Source organism: Thalassoglobus sp., assembly GCF_048270125.1.
In the GTDB taxonomy this organism is placed as follows: Bacteria; Planctomycetota; Planctomycetia; order Planctomycetales; family Planctomycetaceae; genus Thalassoglobus.
This window is the reverse complement of record NZ_JBLWTN010000031.1, coordinates 16258-37500: the sequence shown is the minus strand read 5'-3', so window position 1 is coordinate 37500 and position 21243 is coordinate 16258. Positions and strand designations below refer to the sequence as shown.

The following is a 21243-nucleotide window of genomic DNA, read 5'->3' as shown; positions in this document are numbered from 1 at the left end:
CGCATACGCTACTCACTTATGCGTAGAAGAGATTCGATTTTACTCGAATCGAACCTAGCCTCCAACTGTTGATTGCGTTCAGACAGCAAGCCTGAGCCCCTCAATCAACTTCAGCCAACACATCGGCACCTTCTTCCCAGTTGCATTCTCCGACAGTTGGTCAATCTCTGTGCTTGTGACTGCAACGACCTTGTGTCGGTCTACGATTTTGCTTGATAAATGCCTGACACACGATCACACATTTGAGCATACCCCTTTAACAATTCAGCCTTTCTCATCATATCCCTACTCAATCTCACGGCGTTTCAAGCAGCTGGGAGAGTTGATCTACAATCTTGCTGAAATGATGGACGCAATTCGTTTCGCGAACATAAGCGATCTCGCACTTGAGCCTCCATTTTCAAACACCAGTTCTCATCGACTTCCGGTCCTGGTTGATGAATGAATGCGTCAGATTTATTCACCCACTGTTTACCTGACACGCTCTTTGCATCCACAATTTCCATTCTCGGTGCATCATCATTACTTTCACTTCTAATTGTTCTGCTGACCCCTCTTCGAAGAACTACAGTTAGCGGCACATTTGGAATGCTCCAATATCACGCGGATACTCAACACCGATCACCCCAAACCTGAATCTTGAACACCCTCACTTTATTGATCTCACCCAGATGCATTGAGGATCCACTTTCGTCACCACACATAATGGGTGACCGGACACCTTGGTTTCTCTGCTCAGATAGTCAGATCAATCAACTTCTATCACAGCGTGTGCGATCAGTCTTGTGACAATCAATTAATGAAGCTGTGAAGGAGAGTTTCACATAGAGCAGTTTGCTCGATCTTGTGCCCGTGAAGATCTCGTTTCATCAATAAAATTACTGTTCTCCACAGCACAGAACCGGCACTCCAATTCGAAAGATGCTCTAGAAGTGAGGCCTATGCGTTTCAGCATAAATCAGTGCACACACCCTTGGCCCAGGCAAGGTCGCCTCTTAATTGAGTGGGCACGAAAAGAGCCTTGAAAACTGTCCGATGTTTTCAAGGCTCTCAGTATAAGTGTAAGACTTCGCAATCCTGGAGCAGAGTCATTTTTGAATTACTTCAGACTCGCCAGTTGCGATATCACCAGGCAACAGCTTTTCGGTGTGCTTTTGAGTGAACGTCATTTGAGAGGCCCCCTGACCGAAGTTGACGACCTGATTATTTTGAGTCACTTCCCGGCTAATCACCAACCCTTTTTCCAGATCGAAAAGAATTGTCCCTTCTGGTTGGCGGCGAATTAGCTGAATCTCCAAATCAGCATTATTCAATGGGGTCAGAATCTTGGTCTTCATGCTGATTTTGGCGATTCCATCCTTAACCGACTGAATAAAATAGCGCCGCTGCAACTTAATGTTCTGCTTCAGGCTTCCGCCAGGGAGATTCAGAGGAACTGTCACATCTTCTTTCCATAACCCGCCCACTTTCACAGGCTCTTCGGGTAATTTGACAAGAACGTCCTGAGCAAGCTCTTTGACCTCTTTATCCTTCTTCAACAAAGTTTCAATTCTCACGATGTCGCCCGTCGCAGAAATATCGACTCGCAGGTGTTTCTTCCCGACCATGGATGCCAGTGGTGCAAAAAGAGTTTCAGGCTCCTCGTTTTCCCGGCTGTCGTACTCAGCTTGTTGCCCGTTTTGATTCACATGAGTTTTCACCCATTCCATATTCATCAATTCAAGAGTTGCCAGTCCATTTTGATCGACCGAGATCACGCGATAGTTTTTGACGGAATCCTGATACGAGAAAGGCGTGTCCTCATCCATGCCAATTTTGATGACATAATCATCACGCGAGGAGACCTCGTACCGAATGACCTGGCCTTCAATGAACTTATACCGAAGTAAGTACTCTTTTGAGTCCTCAGCCTGAGCAACTGAAGTCGCGAAGAAAATGATTGCGAATGAAATCTTTGAAAAACGTGACATCAGAGCATCCTTGCCCAGAGTTGTAGGTTGAGTATGTAGAAGAGTCCCGGTTCGGGAACCTGGATAACCAAGACGATTCACATTATTTGAAGCGTCAATGTCAGGTTCTTGAGCCAACTTCAGACAATCTCTATCAAAAACGCAGAAATTCTGCGAGGTGAATTTCTTCTCCCGGCATATTCGAGTGATTTTCCAATGAAAAAATCAGTGAGAGTTGGAGCAGTTTGCTCTACCATTTGCCCGTGTAGAACGCAGTTCTCAAGTAAAAATGCTGTTCGCCACGAGGCAGATCCTGAAAACCAATTCGAAAGATGCTCTAGACTTGAGCAGGCTCAATCGACGCGTTTGGCTTCATCGACTGGTATCCAAGGACAAAAGCCCATCATCCTCTAACATTTTCTTCATCTTATTGACGATTTCAGGATGCTTCGAGGAAATGTTTGTCTCCTCCCCGAGATCGTTTTCCAGATGGTACAACCGCCAATCTTCTTCAGATTGCTGGTCAGACTTCGAGTTCTTCTTTTTTTTGCTGCGATATTTGACAAGTTTCCACTGCTCATGACGCATCCCGATCTCGGTTTCCCCTTCCTGGCTGGCCCAAAAAAGGTAGTCATGTCTTTTTTGCTGAGCATTCCTTCCAAGTAGAGTCGGCAAATAGGAAATTCCGTCTATATTTTCGGGAATTTCAACCGAAGCAACTTCGCACGCGGTTGGAAGAAAATCCCAAAATGCAGAGGGTAAATCGCTTTCTGCGCCGGCTTTCACCTTGCCTGGCCAGCGAGCAATCATCGGAACCCGAATACCACCTTCGTGCATCGAGCGCTTATACCCTTTAAGTGGGCCGTTCGAATCAAAGAACTCATGCTTGTGGCCCCCCTCTTCGTGCGGCCCGTTGTCTGAGGTAAATATAACGAGAGTTTTTTCGTCCAAATTCAATTCTTTAAGAAGTGCGAAGAGTCGTCCAACGTCGCGGTCCATATGAGCGATCATCCCTGCGAATCCTTTTTCAGGATTAGGCCAGTCTCGATCTGCATAAATTCCGTAGTCTGGGATCTCCATCCCATCCCCCAAAACGCGGCCGCCTTCATTATTCGCGTGTGGAATTGTCCAGTGTATGTGCAACAGGAAAGGATTTTCCTGATTCGCTCGAACAAAATCGAAGGCTGCCGTCGTCATAAAATCGTGCGAATAACTGACTCGCTGTGAGGAGACCCGACCACGAGCCTGCGGATCTTGCATTAAAACATTTCCAGGCAAGGTGACTTGGGTTTTATTTTCCCAAAGAAATGGTGGATAGAAATTATGGGCAGTCCCTTGATTGAGGTATCCGTACCAATAATCAAATCCATTGTTGTTCGGATGCCCGACGTTATTGACCTCGTTCGGCTCGTTGACGTTCCCAAGTGCCCATTTTCCAACTCCGCCAGTTTTGTAACCTTTTGCCTTAAGCAATTCAGCCACAGTAATTTCTTCAGGTTGAAGCAACCGGCTTCGATTCCCAATTAATCCAGTATTCCCACAATGTTTTCCCAGCCATAACACCAGTCGTGACGGTCGACAAACCGTATGACCGGCGTAGTGATTGGTGAATCGCATTCCCTCAGCTGCCATACGATCGATATTGGGAGTCTCGATCACTTTTTGCCCGAAACATCCCAAGTCTCCATACCCCAGATCGTCCGTCATGATGTAAATGATGTTCGGTTGCTCAGCGGCAAAAAGATTTATGCCTGAAAAAACGAGACAACAACAGAGAACGAATTTCGAAAACGATTTCACAATTACGATTCCAGCAGGAGTTTGTTTTTTTGAGCGAGACAACAATGCATGCCACATGCATTGAAGTTTATAAGATTCATTTGCCCACGGGGAGCCAGAACAGAGAAGTGCCGAACGAATCTCTTGCCAAAATAATTGCAGCAAGAATGACCGCCACTATGAATTCGAACCTGTCCTGCTCTTTAAGAGTGAGTATGATAGGAGTGATAAAATTTCAAAACTGAATCAAAAACCTGGGTGACCCTCTTAAACACTAAGGATCACCGTCATTCGAGAGGTTTTCGTATCAGTAGTTCACTTTGACTCTCGATTGCCTCATGCCTTTCATTTCCCGATTTCTGTTTGTCGTTTATCCGTTCGCTTGCCTGGCTGGTTTCGTCTTGGCTGAAGAGCCCACGAAAATCGCGGGCGAAACGATGGGGACGACGTACCACATTTCATGGATCAATAACGACTCGAAACCTGACGAGATTCAACAACTGGTCGATGCTCGACTTATCCAGATCAACAAGTTGATGTCGACATACGATCCGGACTCTGAACTTTCCCGCTTCAATAAATCGACTCAAACGGATTGGTTTCCTGTTTCAGAAGAAACCGCAACTGTCGTGCAGGCAGCTCTGGAAATCAGCAAAGTTTCCGAAGGGGCGTTCGACCCGACCGTCGGGCGACTTGTCCGTCTTTGGAATTTTGGAAGCGGACCGCATACCGATGAACCACCGACTGATGAAGAAATTCAGAAGGCATTGAAATCGGTGGGGTACAAGCTCATCAATGTTCGAAAGGAGCCGCCAGCAATTTCGAAATCGAATCCCGACGCAGAACTTGATTTGTCCGCAATCGCTAAAGGCTTTGGTGTCGATGTCGTATTCGAACTGTTACACGATCAAGGCATCGAAAACTGCATGGTGGAGATCGGCGGGGAAGTTCGCGCCGCTGGAACGAAAAATGGCATTCCCTGGACAATCGCAATTGAACGTCCAGAATCATTAACTCAAAGTTTGCACGCGAAAGTCGAGTTGACGGATGAAGCACTCGCAACTTCGGGGAACTATCGTAACTATTTCGTAAAAGATGAAGTCCGTTACTCACACACCATCGATCCGCGAACGGGAAAACCGGTCACCCATCAGCTGGCCTCGGTTTCGATTGTCGCCAAAGACTGCATGCGCGCCGATGCATGGGCCACAACATTAATGGTGTTGGGTTCCGAAGAAGGACTCAAACTTGCTGAGACCAATCACCTTTCAGCCTATTTGCTTGAAAGAAGCGGCGATAATTTTCGAGAGTTGGCATCGAGCGATGTCGCTGGGAAATTTGTTAAGTTCACACAGGCTGAAACTGAAAAGAAAAATTCCATGTCACCGATACTTACAACGTTTCTACTGGCAGCCGCCGTATTTGCTATTGCCCTGGTCGGCCTGGCAGCCGGAGTGATCCTTTCGAACAAAACTCTCAAAGGGAGTTGTGGAGGAATCGCAGGCACAAAAGATGAACAGGGAAATTCTATCTGCGAACTCTGCACGACCCCACCGGAAGAGTGCGATCAGTTCAAAGAGAAACTTCGCGAACAGCTGAAAGCAAATTCAAAAGACTGATCGAGTCTTTCATCATTTCTTCGATGAGACACAGCTTGGTTCTTCTCTTCCCAGTCTGAACTGATGCTAAAAATTCATTGCGTTTTCGCGTGGCGCCTCAAAACAAATGTCGCCTGATGTGCGTTCAGCCTCACATTGGAAGCGCATAGTGAACCTTCTTACGTGAGGATGATCCCAGACGTGTGAAACCAAGTGACTCAATCGAGGACCTCTCGTGTTAATGATTGGCCCAAACTTTGGATTCTTGTACTACTGGACAATCATCTTGATAGTTGGAGCTGCTTTGTTGTTTTTGACTTTTGGCCTCACCAAGAAAAGCTCCAAACGAGATTTCATCTTATTCGCGGCGGTAACGGTGTTGGTCTCTGCAGTCGTGACTGCTTTCGCTTCTATCTATGCATTTATCAGTGTTATGCAAGCGATCTAGACCAGCCTGCTCTACGGTGTGCCCGTGAAGAGCGCATTTCTCGAATTAAAAGTACTGTTCGCCACGAGGTAGAACCTGCAAACCAATTCGAAAGATGCTCTAGAAACACGAACGCAGACTAGAAATCAGTTCGTCTGACTTTTAACTCTTTTGGCAACTCAACTTCATCCAGTGTAGTGCAAGTCGCAGGTTGGCTTGGGTCCAAAGGAGCGGGCAGATGTCGTTGGGGATCCAGTTTCCATCTTCAAGGAAGTAGGATTCCGGGCAACGATAGGGACCGAAGTGTGAATGGCGATCGGTTAATTGAGCGAGTGATCGTTTGAGATGGAAGAGTTGCAACTCACGATCTGCTTCGCGGCCAGATTCAAGATATCGTTGAGCGAAAATGATTGAGAGAATCGGGTCGAACAGACACCACTGCGCTTCTTGCCCCTCTTCCAAAAGCGCGTCTCGACCAGAAAGGTCTTCGCTGTAATCAGTCGTTCGCGTTTCCGGGGACAACAATGCCCGATAGTTAGCACACCAGTAAGAATCGCCAATGTACCGTTTGATCCCGATTGGCTCCATCAAATGTTGACGCACATTCTCTGTGATCTGAGTTGTTGTTTCGCGATCAACAATTTGCAGCGGGTAACAAAGAAAAAGCAGAGCGGAATCGTAAAGCCGATGCTGGGAAGGATCCGGCTGAATGCACTCTGCCGGGAGAATTTCATCGAGTGCCGATTCTCCCTGAGCCAGGCATTTGACAATCTGATCTTGTACTGAAGAATCGAGTTCGGTTCCCGACTCACTCAGCCAGGCCTTCAGTTCAACAAGACCTGCGACCACCGGCCCGATGCTACTGGCTTCGATTTTCTTCGTCTCTTCCCAATGACCACTCTCTTCGTCCTGCCAGTATTCGATCTTGTGAAGATACTGGACAACGAGCGAAAGCAGATCAACAATTTCTTCGCTTACGGAAAGATCACCGGACCGTAACAGCTTGCACATCAACCACAGGAAGTAACCGATTGCATCGTTTTGAGCGTGTGCCCAGTGTTCATCATTTTCGGTCAGTGACTCACCATCGAAGCGGATGTGCGGACGCGATTGCACATTCGCTGGGTCAGTCTTGCCTGAAATGATGTCGACAAATTTGTGTCGATACTTCGAATAGAAACTGACGAACGACTGAATCGCATTGACCGCGATTTGCTTTTCACCAATCAACCACAGTGCGTGGGCGATATGAATATTGTCGCGAACCCAGACGTTCTGGTAACCGGTCAGGCGAAACTCCGGATTTTCGGCAGCGGCTGCGGAGAACAGACCGGTCGATAAAGTTGGGAAATTGAACGTCCCCTGATCGACGAGAAACTGAACGATTTCATCAATTTCCTGCGAGGTCGTGTTGCTTGAAACCCATTCCGAAGGAGGGGTTGCTGATCCAATTGCCATCTTTTGTTCCTCCATGAAACAAATTCATTCGCAACTGACCGGCTCGCTCCAACAGAACCTGAACATGAACTCCGAAACCTCAATGATTCAGAGCAATTTCAGTCGCAATTTCAGTCGCAGTGTCAGCGGCACTTAAAGTCTGTTGCGCGCGAGCATCGTGGATCGCTCGCGTATTTACGAATTCTTGTAGTCCCCTACGGCTGGAGCACTTGGCTGTGCGTCCGGGCCGAAGTATCGCAGGCCGACGAGAGGTTCTTTACCGGTGTTTTCGTAGGTTACCCCTTCGCCTGCTTTCTTCGCAGTGACGAAAATTTCGTCTTCTGTCATTTCGCCAAAACGAATCATCACTGGAGACTGCAGAACCATACTTTCAACTTGACCACTACCTTGAACGGTGATCCAAGAGTACGCTCCTCCATCTTTGATGGTGCATTTCGCACCAGGTTGGAGCGTCAACTCTTTCGCAGTGAACAGTTGCTCACCGTCCACTTTTCCGTAGACGATCCACTTATCAACCCAGCCATTCCCCTGTTCGGAAACAATCGGCTCTAGATAGTTTGAATCTTTGAAATCTGGATCGACGTTCTTGTCCCAATCGAGAGCTTCGACGAGGTAAGTGTTGTCGTCGTGCTTGTCAGCTGGGAAATCCTTGGTGAGCAATGCACGTGGAACTTCACGACCTTCAACGAGGTTTTGGTACATCCCGAACACATCGCTTCCCCACTGTGGTTCGTATGTCACTAAAGAACCAGGAGCGTGGAGAACACAAGGGGGGATCAACCAGCCAGTCCCCGGTTTGAGGCGATATGCTTTTGAGAGATCCAGGATTCCGTTATCGCCATCATTCCAGCGATCGAGGCAATCAATGACGTCCTGCTTTGTGGTGCCTGGTTCCAACCCCATGAATGTGTACGGGAAATTATTGCCAATGGCGTTCATTTGTGGTGGGAAGTAGTACGACTCCGGCTTTCCTTCTTGCCCCACTTTGGCAGCCTGCTCCTTGTTTTGGTGCATGTGGTGCGGAATCGGCCCCATGTTATCGAAGAATTTCGAGTAGACTGGCCACTTCTTGTAAGTGTCCCAAATGTGGTCCCCGATGATCTCGCCCTTCAGTTCCTCGACTGCATCCCGCAACAGGAACTTCTCTCCGTTGTGAACACAGTACGAAAGGCCTTCGTCCCATCCACGGTTATCGTTGGCTGCTTCGGTGGTTGAACCGAACCAGCGTTCATCAATCCCGCCCCGATTCATTCCGAGCGCGTAATAATCATTCGGATGGAGTTTCAGGCGGCGTCCTGGTTGCAGGAAGGAGCGCGGAACCCAGTTCGGAGCGAGCCGAAAAATACCACCGGTCTCAGACAGAGCCGCGGATGCAAGTTGATTGACATTGGCCATTTGACTTTGCCTTCTTTCAAAATTGAATCACTTCTCGTACTGACTCACCAGCAGAGGGACCTCATTGAATTCTCTTGACGACTCTTTCAGGAATCTTTTTGAGGTCGACGCCCGCGGCCTCGGCGTTGTCCACCGCCGCCACGTTGACCACCGTTACGCTGTCCCCCTTTGCGACTGGATGACGAGGCATTTTGCTTCTTAGTATCCAGGTAGGAAATCGCTTCTTCCCAAGTCGGAATTCCGGCGTAACGATCTTTCGCCTCTTCTTGAGGCTTCTTATCAGCGACCTTTTCAGCCTTTTCACGAGGAGCGGGCTTTTCGCTAGATGCTGACGTCTCTTTCGGAGTGCGTCGTTTTTTCTCAGTCGCTTCTTCTCGCTGAACCCGTTTTCGTTTTGGGGCACGGCGTTTTTTAGGTTTCGAACGAGGTGCTACGTCGTCAACTTCAAGACCGGCTCCAAATCCGTCATCGTCGTCATCGAAGTCGTGATCGTTACTGGCAACGGATTCTTCGACTTCATCATCGTCGAAGTCATCATCCTCGACATCATCGAAATCTTCTTCATCGTCGATTTCGTCGTCGATGGAGTCACTTAGGTCAGGACCATCGAGAAGACCGGCTCCGAAGCCATCGTCATCATCATCGATCGTTTCCTGCACAACCGGTTTCGGCTTACGACGCTTGGGACGTCGTTTCGCTTTAGGTTTCCTGGAGCTTTCTTCCTGAGGACTGTCATCTTCATCGCTGGATTCGACAGGCTCTTCCTCAACAACCGCTTTAGCTTTCGGTTTCCTGCGACGTTCCGGCTTCCGCTTTTTCGCAGGTTCTGTTTTTTTTGCTCGCGACTTTGATCGATCGTCAGTCAGACCATCCAGAGCGTCCCAGTAAGCATCTCGCTCACTTCGTTCTTCTTCGTCATTTTCTTCGTCATCGTCATCGCCTTCGTCGGCATCTTCTTCTTCATCGTCGTCGAAAGCTTCATCTTCGAGCTCGTCAACCTCTTCGTCCTCACAGACTTCGGCTCTGACGTCGTCGTCGTCGTCCTCATCATCGAAAGAGGGATCATCGACACCTGCTCCGAAATCGTCGTAGTCGTCGTCCAGCAACCCGGCACCAAATCCGGTTTCGGAGACTACGTTTTGAGCAGGGGCAACTGGTTTTTTCGCAGCAGAGACAATCCAGGCAATCGGATCGTCGTCATCACTCGCTTCGTCTGCGGCCGATTCTTTCTCTGAATCGAGCTTTATAGCATCGCTTTTCACAGCGTCAGTCGAAGGAGGGGCGACAGCCTCAATCTCTTCGTCAGGCAAGCCAAATCCGAGGTCATCCAGCCCCAAGCCATCGACTTCGAGCGGTTCTTCATCATAGTCCGAGGCATTCAAGTCCACACCTAGAAGGTCATGGGCTAACGATTCGACGTCATCGTCTTCCGGATTGCGTGATTTTTTCGTATTCATACCACAGAAATTACCGTCAGGAATCACCCCCTGCAAGACTCAGCGACTCTCTCCTTCAGAAGCTCTCTGAATCTGGAAGAATCGCGCGATTTTTCCGAGAATCCTCAACCGCACACGAAATCAAGCTGTAGAGTGGCTTGTCCGGTTCCGAGTAAAAAGTTGCCCGTTGAAGAAAAAAGGTTGACAACGACTTTTCAATCCATTATCGACACCGGCTGAAAACTAATATGCATGTTGTGATTTCGGTTGTCCGGCCCTCTTGGCGGGGAAGACAGTGAATTATTGATGAAGAAGTAAAGGCTTCAGACCATGACTATCATGATCGAAACAAGGTCACCACATGGAGAGACCTCGGAGACGATGATTTTGGACACAATGAGCTTCGAAGAGGAAGCGACCTCCACGCTCGTATTGGCGATTGAGGACGAAGAGGAATTCGAAGGTTTCGAACTCGAAATCGACGACGAAGATGACGACGACGAAGACGATGAGTTCGAAGATGACGACGACTTCGATGACGACGACGACTTCGACGACGATTTTGATGATGACTTCGACGACGACGATTTCGACGATGACGAATTTGATGACGACGATTTCGACGACGATGATGACGACGAAGAAGATGACGATGACTTCGACGATGACGACGACTTCTAAGTCTTCTCAATGAAACAAGATATGGCTGACCGCATCATCTGAGACCGCAGCCAGATCGACCACCACCGATGCGTCTTCATGTCGCTCGTGGACATCTCAACACTGAGACAGTTTCGTTCAGTGTTGCAAGCATGTAGACTACAATCACAATTGATTTTCCGCGCCGATGTGAGTCATTGACCAACATCGGCGTTTTGCTTTGCCGGGCACTTGAAGCGTTCAGCGAAAAATTTCTCAACTCTTAATTCCTATCCTTCCCCATGTTCCAAAAAGTCGACCAAGCCCAGTTTCTCGAAGGCGAACACCAAATGTTTCGCTTCTGGCGAGATCAAAACGTCTTCCAACAATTACTGGAAAAGAACAAGGGGAAGAAAAAGTGGTCCTTCCTCGACGGGCCAATCACTGCCAACAACCCGATGGGCGTCCATCATGCCTGGGGGCGAACCTTCAAAGATGCCTATCAGCGATATTTCGCGATGACCGGGCACGAGCTTCGCTACCAGAACGGGTTTGACTGCCAGGGTTTGTGGGTTGAAGTCGAAGTTCAAAAAGAACTCAAGCTCGATACCAAAGAGTCCATCGAAAACGTCGGAATTGATGTTTTCACGTGGACATGCAAAAAGCGTGTCCTCAAATTCGCAGCCCGCCAAACCGAGCAATCGCAGCGACTCGGCTACTGGATGGAATGGGACGACCCCGCCGAACTCCGCAAGCTCTCGGAAAACATCGACAGCGAAAAAGAAGTGTCGCTTCGCACTCCCAAAGGCAAAACCGTCACCGGTTCCGCGGAGCAACTCGTTTCCAAACTTGGTAACCCAGAATGGGGTGGCAGCTACTTCACCTTCTCGACCGAGAACAACGAAACAATCTGGACTTTTCTCAAAAAATGCCACGAACGGGGCAAAATCTATCTCGGTCACGACGTCATGCCCTGGGGCGGACAAGCGGGAAGTGCGTATTCCCAAATGGAAATCGCCGACGGTCGTAAGCTGACGACTCATAAGTCGGTCTTTGCACGGTTCCCGTTGGTCGAAAATCACGGAGACACCGAGACACGGAGAAGTCAAGAAGAAGACTTACCGGAATACTTGCTCATCTGGACGACAACCCCGTGGACGCTCACATCCAACGTCGCGACGATGATCAACCCAGACTTGGACTACGTCCGCATTAAAGCCCAAATCCGTGGCGATGAAGAGCCAGCGATCTATTACTTCGCCAAAGAGAACTTGAACTTCAAACGTCTTGAAAAAGAGTTCAAAGAAGGCTTCGGTCGCCCCGAATGGCAATGGCCCGAAGGTCTCGGCAAGCTGAAAACCATCGCGCAAATGTTCAAAGAGCAGGGCGGCTTCGAAGAAGTCGGGACTGTAAAGGGTTCCGAAATGGTCGGCTGGGAATACCGCGGACCATTTGATGAACTTCACGCTCAACAACAACCGGGCGGATATCCGTCCAAATTCACTCAGGAAGATTCCCATTTAGCCCCCGGTGAATCACCGGAAGCTAAGTTGGTTGGGAAATCTTCTGTCGATTCTCACCGTGTCGTCGATGCCGGTCGTGACTTCAAAGGCAACCCCATCGTCGTTGCTGGTGAAGGAACCGGTATTGTGCATTCGGCTCCCGGTTGTGGTGATGTCGATCATAAAATCGGGATGGAACTTGGGCTCCCAGCCATCGCTCCGCTTGGTGAGGATGGTCGATTCGGGGAAGGCTTTGGTCCATTCACCGGCAAAGAAGCGATTGATCCAGCGACCGCTGAAATGGTCTTTGATTCGCTTAAGGAAAAAGGGCTGCTGGTTTATGTTGAAGAATATCCGCACATCTATCCGCATTGTTGGCGGACGGGTGAAGAGCTTGTCTTCCGTTTGGTCGATGAGTGGTTCATCAACATGGACTGGCGGGATGAAATCAAAGCGGTCACCGAGTGCATCAACTGGATTCCGGACAGCATCCAGGGGAAAGAGCGGGAAATCGAGTGGCTGAACACGATGCGGGATTGGATGATCTCCAAGAAACGCTACTGGGGCCTCGCGCTGCCGATCTGGGTGAATCCCGAAGACCCGACGGATTTTGATGTGATCGGCTCGCTGCAAGAACTGGAAGAACGTGCCAAAGATGGCGGCGAAGGCTGGGACGAGTTCGAAGGTCACACGCCACACCGTCCGTGGATCGATGTCGTCAAAATCAGAAGCAAAAAAACCGGTGCGCTCATGCACCGTATCGAAGATGTCGGCAACCCCTGGCTGGATGCCGGAATCGTCCCGTTCTCAACAATGAACTACAACGGACGCAACTCAGAATCCGACCTCAACTGGGACGAATGGTTCCCGGCTGATCTTGTGACCGAATGTTTCCCCGGTCAGTTCCGGAACTGGTTCTATTCGTTGTTGTCGCTGGCAACGATGATGCGGTATGACGAAACCGATGACCCGGAAGAGAAAAAACCTTTCAAGAACCTGCTCGGACACCGGCTCGTCATGGACGAGACTGGACAACCGATGCACAAATCGGACGGGACCGCCATCTGGTTCGAAGAAGCAGCCGAACAGATTGGTGTCGACACGATTCGCTGGATGTACCTGGCTCAGAATCCAGCTTCCGATTTGCGATTCGGAACTCGGCATCCCGATGAACCTGTGACACTCGAAACACCTGAAGGACCAATCAACGAAACGCAAGAAGGACTCCCAACCTGCAAAGTGACCAGTACCCCGGCGGACAACATTCGTCGACAGGTATTGATCCCGCTTTGGAACAGCTACGCATTCTTCGTGAACTATGCTGTCCTTGATGGCTTCGATCCGAACGCGGAGCAAGTTCCGCTTGATGACCGCATGGAAATCGATCGCTGGATTCTTTCGCGGCTGCAAGAGTTGACGCAAGTTGCCCACGATTCATTCCAGTCCTTTAACGCTGCCAACTTTATGCAAGCAGCTGCGGAGTTCATTGAAGACCTGTCAAACGGGTACATTCGCCGCAACCGCCGTCGCTTCTGGAAAGCTGTCGAGGGGGATTCATCACTTCGGACATGGGACGCTGACAAACTCGCAGCGTACCAAACGTTGCATGAAGTTCTCGTCACACTTTCGAAATTGCTTGCCCCAGCGATCCCGTTTCTCTCCGAACGGATGTACCAGAATTTAGTCAGGGGTCACGAACTTGGGGATGAGAGTGGAGAACCGGTCTCTGTTCATCTTTGTGATTACCCGACTGTCGATGAGTCGAAGTTTGACTCGGAACTTAACGCCCGTGGACAAGCGATTCAAACACTGATTCGCATGGGCCACCGGTTACGAGAGTCGGCAGAGATGCGGGTTCGTCAACCACTGGCGGAACTTCGGTTCGCCTGCCAAAGTGCAAAGCAAGCTGCCGGACTGGAACAGTCGAAAGATCTCATTGCGGATGAACTTAATGTGAAAGTCGTGACTCTCGCTGAGAATCTTGATGACCTTGTCAGCTACTCATTCAAGCCGAACTTAAAAACGCTCGGCCCGAAGTACGGCAAGTTACTGGGCGCGATTCGCAAAGAACTCCCAGAGATCGACGAAGCAATTTTGGCTCCGCTGCGAAACGACGAGGCGGTCACGCTGACCATCGGAGGTGAAGAAATCAGCCTCGAGCCAGCAGACGTTCTGATCAGTGTCGAACAGGCCAGCGACTGGGCGAGTGCCGATGCCGATGGAATCCAAATCGCCCTGTCGACAAACCTGACTGATGAGTTGATCGCTGAAGGAATGGCCCGCGACCTGATTCGACAGGTCCAGCAACTTCGCAAAGAAGCCGACCTCGAAGAGAACCAACGCATCCAGGTCGTGTGGTCGACCTCCGACGACGCAACTCTGATCAACAGTGCCATCAAAACCTGGTCGGAAACCATCCAAGCCGAAACCCGATCTGATTCAATCACGGAATCAAACAACGATGGCAAACAGGTGAACGTGGGTGATGCCTCAATTTCCCTGAAAATTTCCTACTAGAGCAGTTTGCTCTACCGTGTGCCCGTGAAGAACGCATTTCTCTAGGAAAAATGCTGTTCGCCACGAGGCAGAACCTGCAAACCAATTCGAAAGATGCTCTAGAGCATGTCTTCGATTTGCCTATAGTAGTACCGCGGCATCTTTGGAGATCGTTTACCTCCGGCGTGATTCACCCGGGGGCTAAGTAGCGGTTTCACAAAGATGTCCGCGACCTGAGTCGTGGAGACAAGAAACACGAATGTGTTCTTGTTCTCAAACTTGCGACTGCCCCGTCTTACCATCATCTGGAAAGCTGCACGGTTTTCTCAAATGGTTTCCTTTGCGACGGTGGGTTTCTATGATCAAGGTAACTTCACACCCATTGTTGCCTTGCCAATATTGAATGACATGAATCGACCGCACGCTCCCGCTCAGCAACTTCCTGATCCGACCATCGAACTTTCCGAAGGCTGGCATTGCCTGCATATCTACTATCAGCTGGATCGCGTCACGCTTCAGCAACTCTCCCCAGAGGAAATCTCTGCTGGCGTGGAAGAGTTCAAAGCGGTGCTGAACCCCGAAGCGGAGCACGCTCCGGAACGTGTGCAAAGCTTCGTCGTCTCCGGTCACCGGGCTGACATCGGGTTGATGTTAATGGACAAAGATCCTTTGATGATCGACGCCCTGCACCAGAGACTGATGTCCACAAAAATTGGCTTGGCACTTGAACCGACATATTCGTTCGTCTCGCTGACGGAAGTCTCTGAGTATGTTCCCACAGTGGAGCAGTATTCCGAAAAACTACGTCTCGGCGGAACTTCACCAGACGATCCGTCCTACGCTGCCAAAGTCAAAGCTTACGAACAACGACTTCCGATGATGAACAAGCAGCGGCTTTACCCGGACTTCCCGGACTGGCCGATTCACTGCTTCTACCCCATGAATAAAAGTCGCGTTCCAGATGCAAACTGGTACATGGAACCGTTCAGCAAACGCTCTGCCTTGATGTCCGAGCATGCGACGTCTGGAATCAAATTCGCTGGTCGCGTCTCACAACTGATCACAGCTTCAACCGGTTTCGATGACTGGGAATGGGGCGTCACCCTGTGGGGTCGAACTCCGGAATACATCAAGGAAATCGTCTACACGATGCGGTTCGACCAGGCCTCTGCCAAGTATGCGGAGTTTGGAGAGTTTTACATCGGCTACATCATGGATGCTGAAGCGATCCTCAAACATTTACAAATTCAATAAGTTCGCGGACAGCGCTGTGCGTTGAGCGACAGACTCAGCTGCGAATCGATTCCACTTGCCCTTTCACTCTAGCCCCTTGTGTATCGCATGTACTTCATCGACCCACATGTTCACATGGTTTCGCGCACAACTGACGATTACGAGCGCATGGTCCGCATGGGATGCGTCGCGGTCAGTGAGCCTGCATTCTGGGCCGGATTTGATCGTGGAACAGTCGAAGGGTTCCGTGACTACTTCGAACAGCTCACTGGATTCGAACCGAAGCGTGCAGGCTGGAGCGGAGTTCAGCATTTCACATGGCTGTGCATCAACGCGAAAGAGGCAGAGAACATCCCTCTTTCGCGAGAAGTCATCGCGATGATCCCGGAGTTCCTCAATCGCCCCGGCGTGCTTGGCATCGGAGAGATCGGACTCAACAAGAACACTCCCAACGAGTCAACTATTTTTCGCGAGCACCTCGATCTGGCAGCCAAGACGAACGAACTTGTGCTCATCCACACCCCGCACTTGCAAGACAAGTACAAGGGGACCCGGATGATTGTCGACATGCTCCAGGAACGAAACGACATTCCTGCCGAGCGAGTTTGTATTGACCATGTGGAAGAGCACACCGTTCAGTATGCAAAAGAGGGTGGATTCTGGTGCGGGATGACACTCTACCCGACCACCAAATGCACTCCCGCCCGAGCTGCAGATATCATCGAGCGTTACGGCGACGACCGCATCATGGTGAACTCGGCTGGCGACTGGGGACCATCCAATCCACTCGCGGTCCCGGACTTCATCCAGGAAATGCGTAAACGTGGTCACAGCGAAGCCAAAATCAAAAAGGTCGTCTACGACAACCCGCTAGAGTTCTTCTCACAATGCGAACGGTTTGAATTCCAGGCCCCCGAGTAGCACGCCGAAACACGCAAATGCCGCCCCGTTGCCGCGATGAAATCATTGCTTTTGCGGACACATTGATCAGGATTGAGGCTGGAAATCCTGAAACCAACCCCTAAAATCCCAGCAATCACATTACGGAAGTGGGGACGACCTCACCGCTCCAATCTCGATCAGGGACGGCCCTGCAACGGTGGAGGCTTCCCGATGGCATGGTTTCTTTTATTTATCGCCGGACTTTTTGAAATCGGCTGGGCAATCGGCCTGAAATACACTGAAGGTTTCACAAAGCTTTGGCCGAGCATTTGGACGATCAGCGCAATGATCGCCAGCTTTCTCCTTCTGGGGACCGCTCTCAAATCACTCCCGATCGGGACGGCTTACAGCATTTGGGTCGGCATTGGCTCCGTGGGAACAGTCCTTTTGGGTATCGCCCTGTTTGGAGAACCGGCTACGTTTTACCGAATTCTGTTTGTCATGTTGATCGTGATCGGCATCGCCGGGCTGAAAATCACATCTCCGGTCTGAGCTTCTCCCGTCAGCGACTTCACTGAAGTCGCTGCACTTTTTAACGCAGTCTGCTCTAGTGCATCTTTCGAATTGGTTTGCAGGTTCTGCCTCGTGGCGAACAGTATTTTTACTGGAGAAATGCGTACTTCACGGGCACACGATAGAGCAAACTGCTCTAAACGTGTGCCGATGTCGTACACGCTTCACCAGCAAAGTTGCTGTGCGCCACAAGGCAGAACCGGAACGCCAATTCGAAAAATTCGACAGGGACCATCAAACGTCGATATCGTCAACTTCGCCAGCTTCGTCCATGATGATGCGATAGCGTTCGCTGGCATCTTTCCCCAGGAGTTGGGAGAAGATGGTGTCGGCGTCGACGGCACTTTCGATATCAACTCGTAACAACGTACGGGTTTTAGGATCGAGGGTTGTTTCCTTCAGCTGTGCAGCGTTCATTTCACCGAGCCCTTTGAATCGCTGCACGTCGACTTTTCGATTGGCTGGGATAGAGGCCATAATTTCTTCTTTGTCGGCATCATCACGCGCGTAGTGTCGCTCTTTGCCAACTTCGATTTTGTACAAAGGTGGCTGCCCCAGATAGAGCTTTCCCTGTTGAACAAGATCACGCATGTGCCGGAAAAAGAAAGTGAGCAAGAGTGTGCTGATGTGGTAGCCGTCGCTGTCCGCATCCATCAGCAGGATGATGCGATCATAACGTAACTTGTGGACATCGAAGTTGGGGCCGATGCCGGTTCCCAGTGTTTCGACCAGGTCGTGAATTTCCTGATTCTTGAGGATTTTTCCCAGCGCGAGAGACTCGGTGTTGAGAATTTTTCCTTTAAGCGGAAGAACAGCCTGGGTCTTGGAATCTCTTCCACTGGCTGCGGTTCCCCCGGCTGACTGACCTTCCACAATGAACAGTTCGCACTGTTCGGGATCGTTGGATCGACAGTCGAGCAGCTTGCCCGGCAAGTTGCTTCGCCTTGATCCGGGACCTTTTCGCTTGATCTCTTTGACAGCTTCGCGGCTCGCCAATCTGGCCCGAGCTGCGAGAACAATTCGACCGATCACGGCATCAGCGATGGACGGGTTATTGTTCAACCATGATTCCACTCCGGGACGAACCATCCCGTCGACGAGAGAATTCATTTCCGGGTTATTGAGTCGATCTTTCGTTTGCCCCTGAAACATCGGGTCGTTGTGAAAGACCGAGACGATTCCGACCACTCCTTCGCGGATATCATCTGGGGAGATCGTCAGCCCTTTCGGTTTGATGTTGTGAACTTCCATGTAGTTCTTCACCGCTTTCGCCACTCCCGAGCGAAAGCCGGATTCATGTGTTCCGCCGCCTCGTGTTCGAATCCCGTTGACGTAACTGCGAATGTGCTCGTCGGTCGATTCCGTCCATTGCAGGACCATGTCTACGTGGACTTTTCCTTCGTCCTTCGCCTGCTTGAACGGGTTCTCGTGGACGACTTTGCGTTTGTCATCTTTGATGATTTTCAACAGATACGCCACGATCCCTTCGGGGTGGTGAAGCTCGAATCGTTCGTTCTTGACTTCATCTACGAAAATGATTTTCAGCCCGCCATGGATGTACGAAATGTCTTCCAGGTGCTGGCGGATCGTGTCGGCGTTGAACTGGATACGGCGGAAAATTTGAACATCGGGACGGAAGAAAATGATTGTTCCATGTCCGCGGAACGGCTTCACTTTTTTCACCGGTCCCTGAGGACGGCCACGCATGTAGGTTTGCTGATACTCATGACCATCACGATGGACAGTGGCGATCATTTCTTCGGAGAGGGCGTTCACTGCGGATGAACCAATTCCGTGCAGGCCGCCGCTGCGAACGTAGTTCTTCTCGGAGAATTTCCCGCCTGCGTAAAGCGTGGTGAGGATGACTTCCAGAGCCGACTTGCCTGTCTTTTTATGCTTATCGACCGGAATTCCACGGCCGTTATCCTCGACAGAAATCGAGCAGCCATCTTTGTGGAGTGTCACTTTGATCTGGTCACACTCACCAGCAAGATATTCGTCGACAGAGTTGTCCACGACTTCCCAGCAAAGGTGGTGCAGCCCCCGTGAATCAACTCCTCCAATGTACATCGAAGGACGTGTCCGGACATGCTCGAGTCCCTCCAGGACTTCGATATCGTCCGCCATGTAGCTGGACGTTCCTTTCGCAGTAGCTGCCATGAAATCAGTCTAAGGTCTAAAGTTGAGAGTCGAGTTTCGAGAGATCACAATACCGGTTCGCGATCAGTTTTTCTTTTCGCCGATACGATAGAGATGATGCTCACTGCGAAGCAACAGAGAATCTCCCTCGATGGCATAAGACGCAAAGGTTCGCTCATCCTTGCCGATAGAATTCCGAGTAATCTCTTCAAACTTCTTTGATGCGTTCACGACGACCGTTGTCCCGTCCTCGTCCTGGAAATAGATTTTCCCATTCGCAACCATCGGTGACGCTGTGTAGTTTCCACCGATTCGCTCTTGCCAATGGATCTCTCCAGTCTTCGCATCAATACACGTTGCGAACCCGCTGTCGGAAACAACATAAAGCTCTTCACCGACCAGCAACGGCGAAGGAGAATTCGGCATTTTCCGTGTGATCTTCCATTTCAAGTGCGTCTCAGTGACATTTCCGGTCCCTGTGGGATCAATGGCCAGCAGTGATGGCGTGTTGAATCCGGTGCAGATAAAGACCAGCCCCTGGCCGAAGACCGGTCGAGGGACTACGGAAAACCCACCCGGATAATCGACTCGCCAGATTTCTTTTCCAGTTTGAGGATCGTAGGAGAAAACAGCGTCTGATCCGGGGCAGACGACCTGCGTCCGTCCACCTGCATCAATTAGCAGTGGTGTCGAAAAGGAAAAACCTTTCTGGGCTTCAGTGTCACGATCAGTTTTCCAGCGAATCTCTCCGGTCGACTTATCGAGACCAACAACGAACTGTTGATCCCCACCGTCGCAGCAGAAGATCAGCACATTGCCGGCGAGAACTGGCGAACCACCGTTTCCATGCACTGGTCGATATTCCAACTGCTGCTTCCATATCACTTCGCCTTCCAGCGTAGTACATGCAGTCCCGTATGGTCCGAAGTGAACGTAGATGCGATTATCTTCAATGATCGGTGTCGGGCTGGCGTGGCTGTTCTTCTTATGAACTTTGGCTTTGCCCTGCTGCTGGATAACTGTCTTTTCCCAAAGAAGCTTTCCACTGTTGACGTTCAGGCAAACGAGATTCAGATTGTGTCCCTCTGATTCATTCTCAACAGCTGTTGTCAAATAAACCTTGTCCCCCAGAATGACAGGTGAGGACCAGGCGAGTCCGTCGACCTTCGATTTCCAGAGAACGTTTTCGGTGCCTGACCAGTTGATGGGTAACTTGCTCGCAGGTGCTTCACCCTGTCCGGTCGGACCACGGAACTCTTTCCAGTCCGCACAAGCTGCTTGAGAGCAAATGATCAACATCGCCAAGCAGAGGGAAAATTTCATATCAACTCTCATAGTCTGCGTCCTGGGTAATTCGATTCGATACTGAACTCCTGCTCCTGTGAAACGATGAAACAGTTCTTCGAAAGGGTTTCATCGAGATTCAGCAGCACGTTTGCAATTCAAAAAAAGCGGTCTGATCACTGATTGAAATTGTATCAACCCGATCCGATTTGGGAACAATACAGCACATTCAGTAGAGTACATTCAGTCCTTGCCCATTACGTGAAGATTGCTTTGAAGCTTTCGGGGGAGTTCCCCAACTACAGCCGCGATCACTCAATCACTGAGTAAACTGAGTAAATTGCTCACTCCCAAAAATCCCGGACAGATTCGAGCATCAACGAGAGCAAAGAAGGATTGAGATAGACGACATGCGAAAATCTTAACCGAAAAATGGAGTTCCCTGGCAATTTT

13 protein-coding genes are annotated in these 21243 nt (G+C 50.1%); 6 read left to right on the top strand and 7 right to left on the bottom strand.

Translation table 11 applies throughout. From position 1 onward, the window contains the following. Positions 1 to 1088 precede the first annotated feature (1088 nt). Positions 1089 to 1970, bottom strand: a complete 882-nt coding sequence (locus tag ACN0YR_RS22040) for a DUF6263 family protein (protein ID WP_417851372.1) — start codon at positions 1968 to 1970, stop codon at positions 1089 to 1091. 351 nt (positions 1971 to 2321) lie between these two features. Beyond that, positions 2322 to 3749 carry an arylsulfatase gene (locus ACN0YR_RS22035; protein ID WP_417851371.1) on the bottom strand — a complete coding sequence of 476 codons (1428 nt, stop codon included), beginning with the start codon at positions 3747 to 3749 and terminating at the stop codon, positions 2322 to 2324. Positions 3750 to 4066: 317 nt separating this feature from the next. On the opposite strand from ACN0YR_RS22035, the gene ACN0YR_RS22030 reads away from it, so the two are divergent. Beyond that, positions 4067 to 5347: an FAD:protein FMN transferase gene (locus ACN0YR_RS22030; RefSeq protein ID WP_417851370.1), complete on the top strand. Its 1281-nt coding sequence runs from the start codon at positions 4067 to 4069 to the stop codon at positions 5345 to 5347. Positions 5348 to 5915: 568 nt separating this feature from the next. Here the strand turns inward: ACN0YR_RS22030 and ACN0YR_RS22025 are convergent. From ACN0YR_RS22025 to ACN0YR_RS22015, 3 genes are all read right to left on the bottom strand, one after another. Then, complete coding sequence (locus ACN0YR_RS22025; RefSeq protein WP_417851369.1) at positions 5916 to 7211, bottom strand: glycoside hydrolase family 15 protein; 1296 nt, start codon at positions 7209 to 7211, stop codon at positions 5916 to 5918. Between the two features lie 174 nt (positions 7212 to 7385). Beyond that, positions 7386 to 8606, bottom strand: coding sequence for a hypothetical protein (locus ACN0YR_RS22020; RefSeq protein ID WP_417851368.1), 1221 nt, complete (start codon positions 8604 to 8606; stop codon positions 7386 to 7388). An 86-nt stretch (positions 8607 to 8692) separates the two neighbouring features. After that, positions 8693 to 10063 carry a hypothetical protein gene (locus tag ACN0YR_RS22015; protein WP_417851367.1) on the bottom strand — a complete coding sequence of 457 codons (1371 nt, stop codon included), beginning with the start codon at positions 10061 to 10063 and terminating at the stop codon, positions 8693 to 8695. Positions 10064 to 10372: 309 nt separating this feature from the next. On the opposite strand from ACN0YR_RS22015, the gene ACN0YR_RS22010 reads away from it, so the two are divergent. The 5 genes from ACN0YR_RS22010 to sugE all read left to right on the top strand — a co-directional run bounded on the left by ACN0YR_RS22010 (position 10373) and on the right by sugE (position 17346). Further along, the gene (locus ACN0YR_RS22010) at positions 10373 to 10723 is read left to right on the top strand and encodes a hypothetical protein (RefSeq protein ID WP_417851366.1); all 351 of its coding nucleotides are present in this window, start codon (positions 10373 to 10375) and stop codon (positions 10721 to 10723) included. Positions 10724 to 10983: 260 nt separating this feature from the next. Beyond that, complete coding sequence (locus ACN0YR_RS22005) at positions 10984 to 14700, top strand: class I tRNA ligase family protein (RefSeq protein WP_417851365.1); 3717 nt, start codon at positions 10984 to 10986, stop codon at positions 14698 to 14700. Positions 14701 to 15087: 387 nt separating this feature from the next. Beyond that, positions 15088 to 15933: a hydrogen peroxide-dependent heme synthase gene (gene hemQ, locus ACN0YR_RS22000; RefSeq protein ID WP_417851364.1), complete on the top strand. Its 846-nt coding sequence runs from the start codon at positions 15088 to 15090 to the stop codon at positions 15931 to 15933. 87 nt (positions 15934 to 16020) lie between these two features. Next, positions 16021 to 16833, top strand: a complete 813-nt coding sequence (locus tag ACN0YR_RS21995) for a TatD family hydrolase (RefSeq protein WP_145203023.1) — start codon at positions 16021 to 16023, stop codon at positions 16831 to 16833. 192 nt (positions 16834 to 17025) lie between these two features. After that, entirely contained in the window at positions 17026 to 17346 is a 321-nt protein-coding gene (sugE, locus tag ACN0YR_RS21990) for a quaternary ammonium compound efflux SMR transporter SugE (protein WP_417851363.1), read from the top strand. A 255-nt stretch (positions 17347 to 17601) separates the two neighbouring features. On the opposite strand, the gene ACN0YR_RS21985 is transcribed toward sugE, so the two are convergent. Both ACN0YR_RS21985 and ACN0YR_RS21980 read right to left on the bottom strand, forming a co-directional pair. Then, the gene (locus ACN0YR_RS21985) at positions 17602 to 19527 is read right to left on the bottom strand and encodes a DNA gyrase/topoisomerase IV subunit B (protein WP_417851362.1); all 1926 of its coding nucleotides are present in this window, start codon (positions 19525 to 19527) and stop codon (positions 17602 to 17604) included. Between the two features lie 63 nt (positions 19528 to 19590). After that, positions 19591 to 20829 (bottom strand): PQQ-binding-like beta-propeller repeat protein, encoded by a 1239-nt coding sequence (locus ACN0YR_RS21980; protein WP_417851361.1) that lies wholly within the window; start codon positions 20827 to 20829, stop codon positions 19591 to 19593. Positions 20830 to 21243 lie beyond the last annotated feature (414 nt).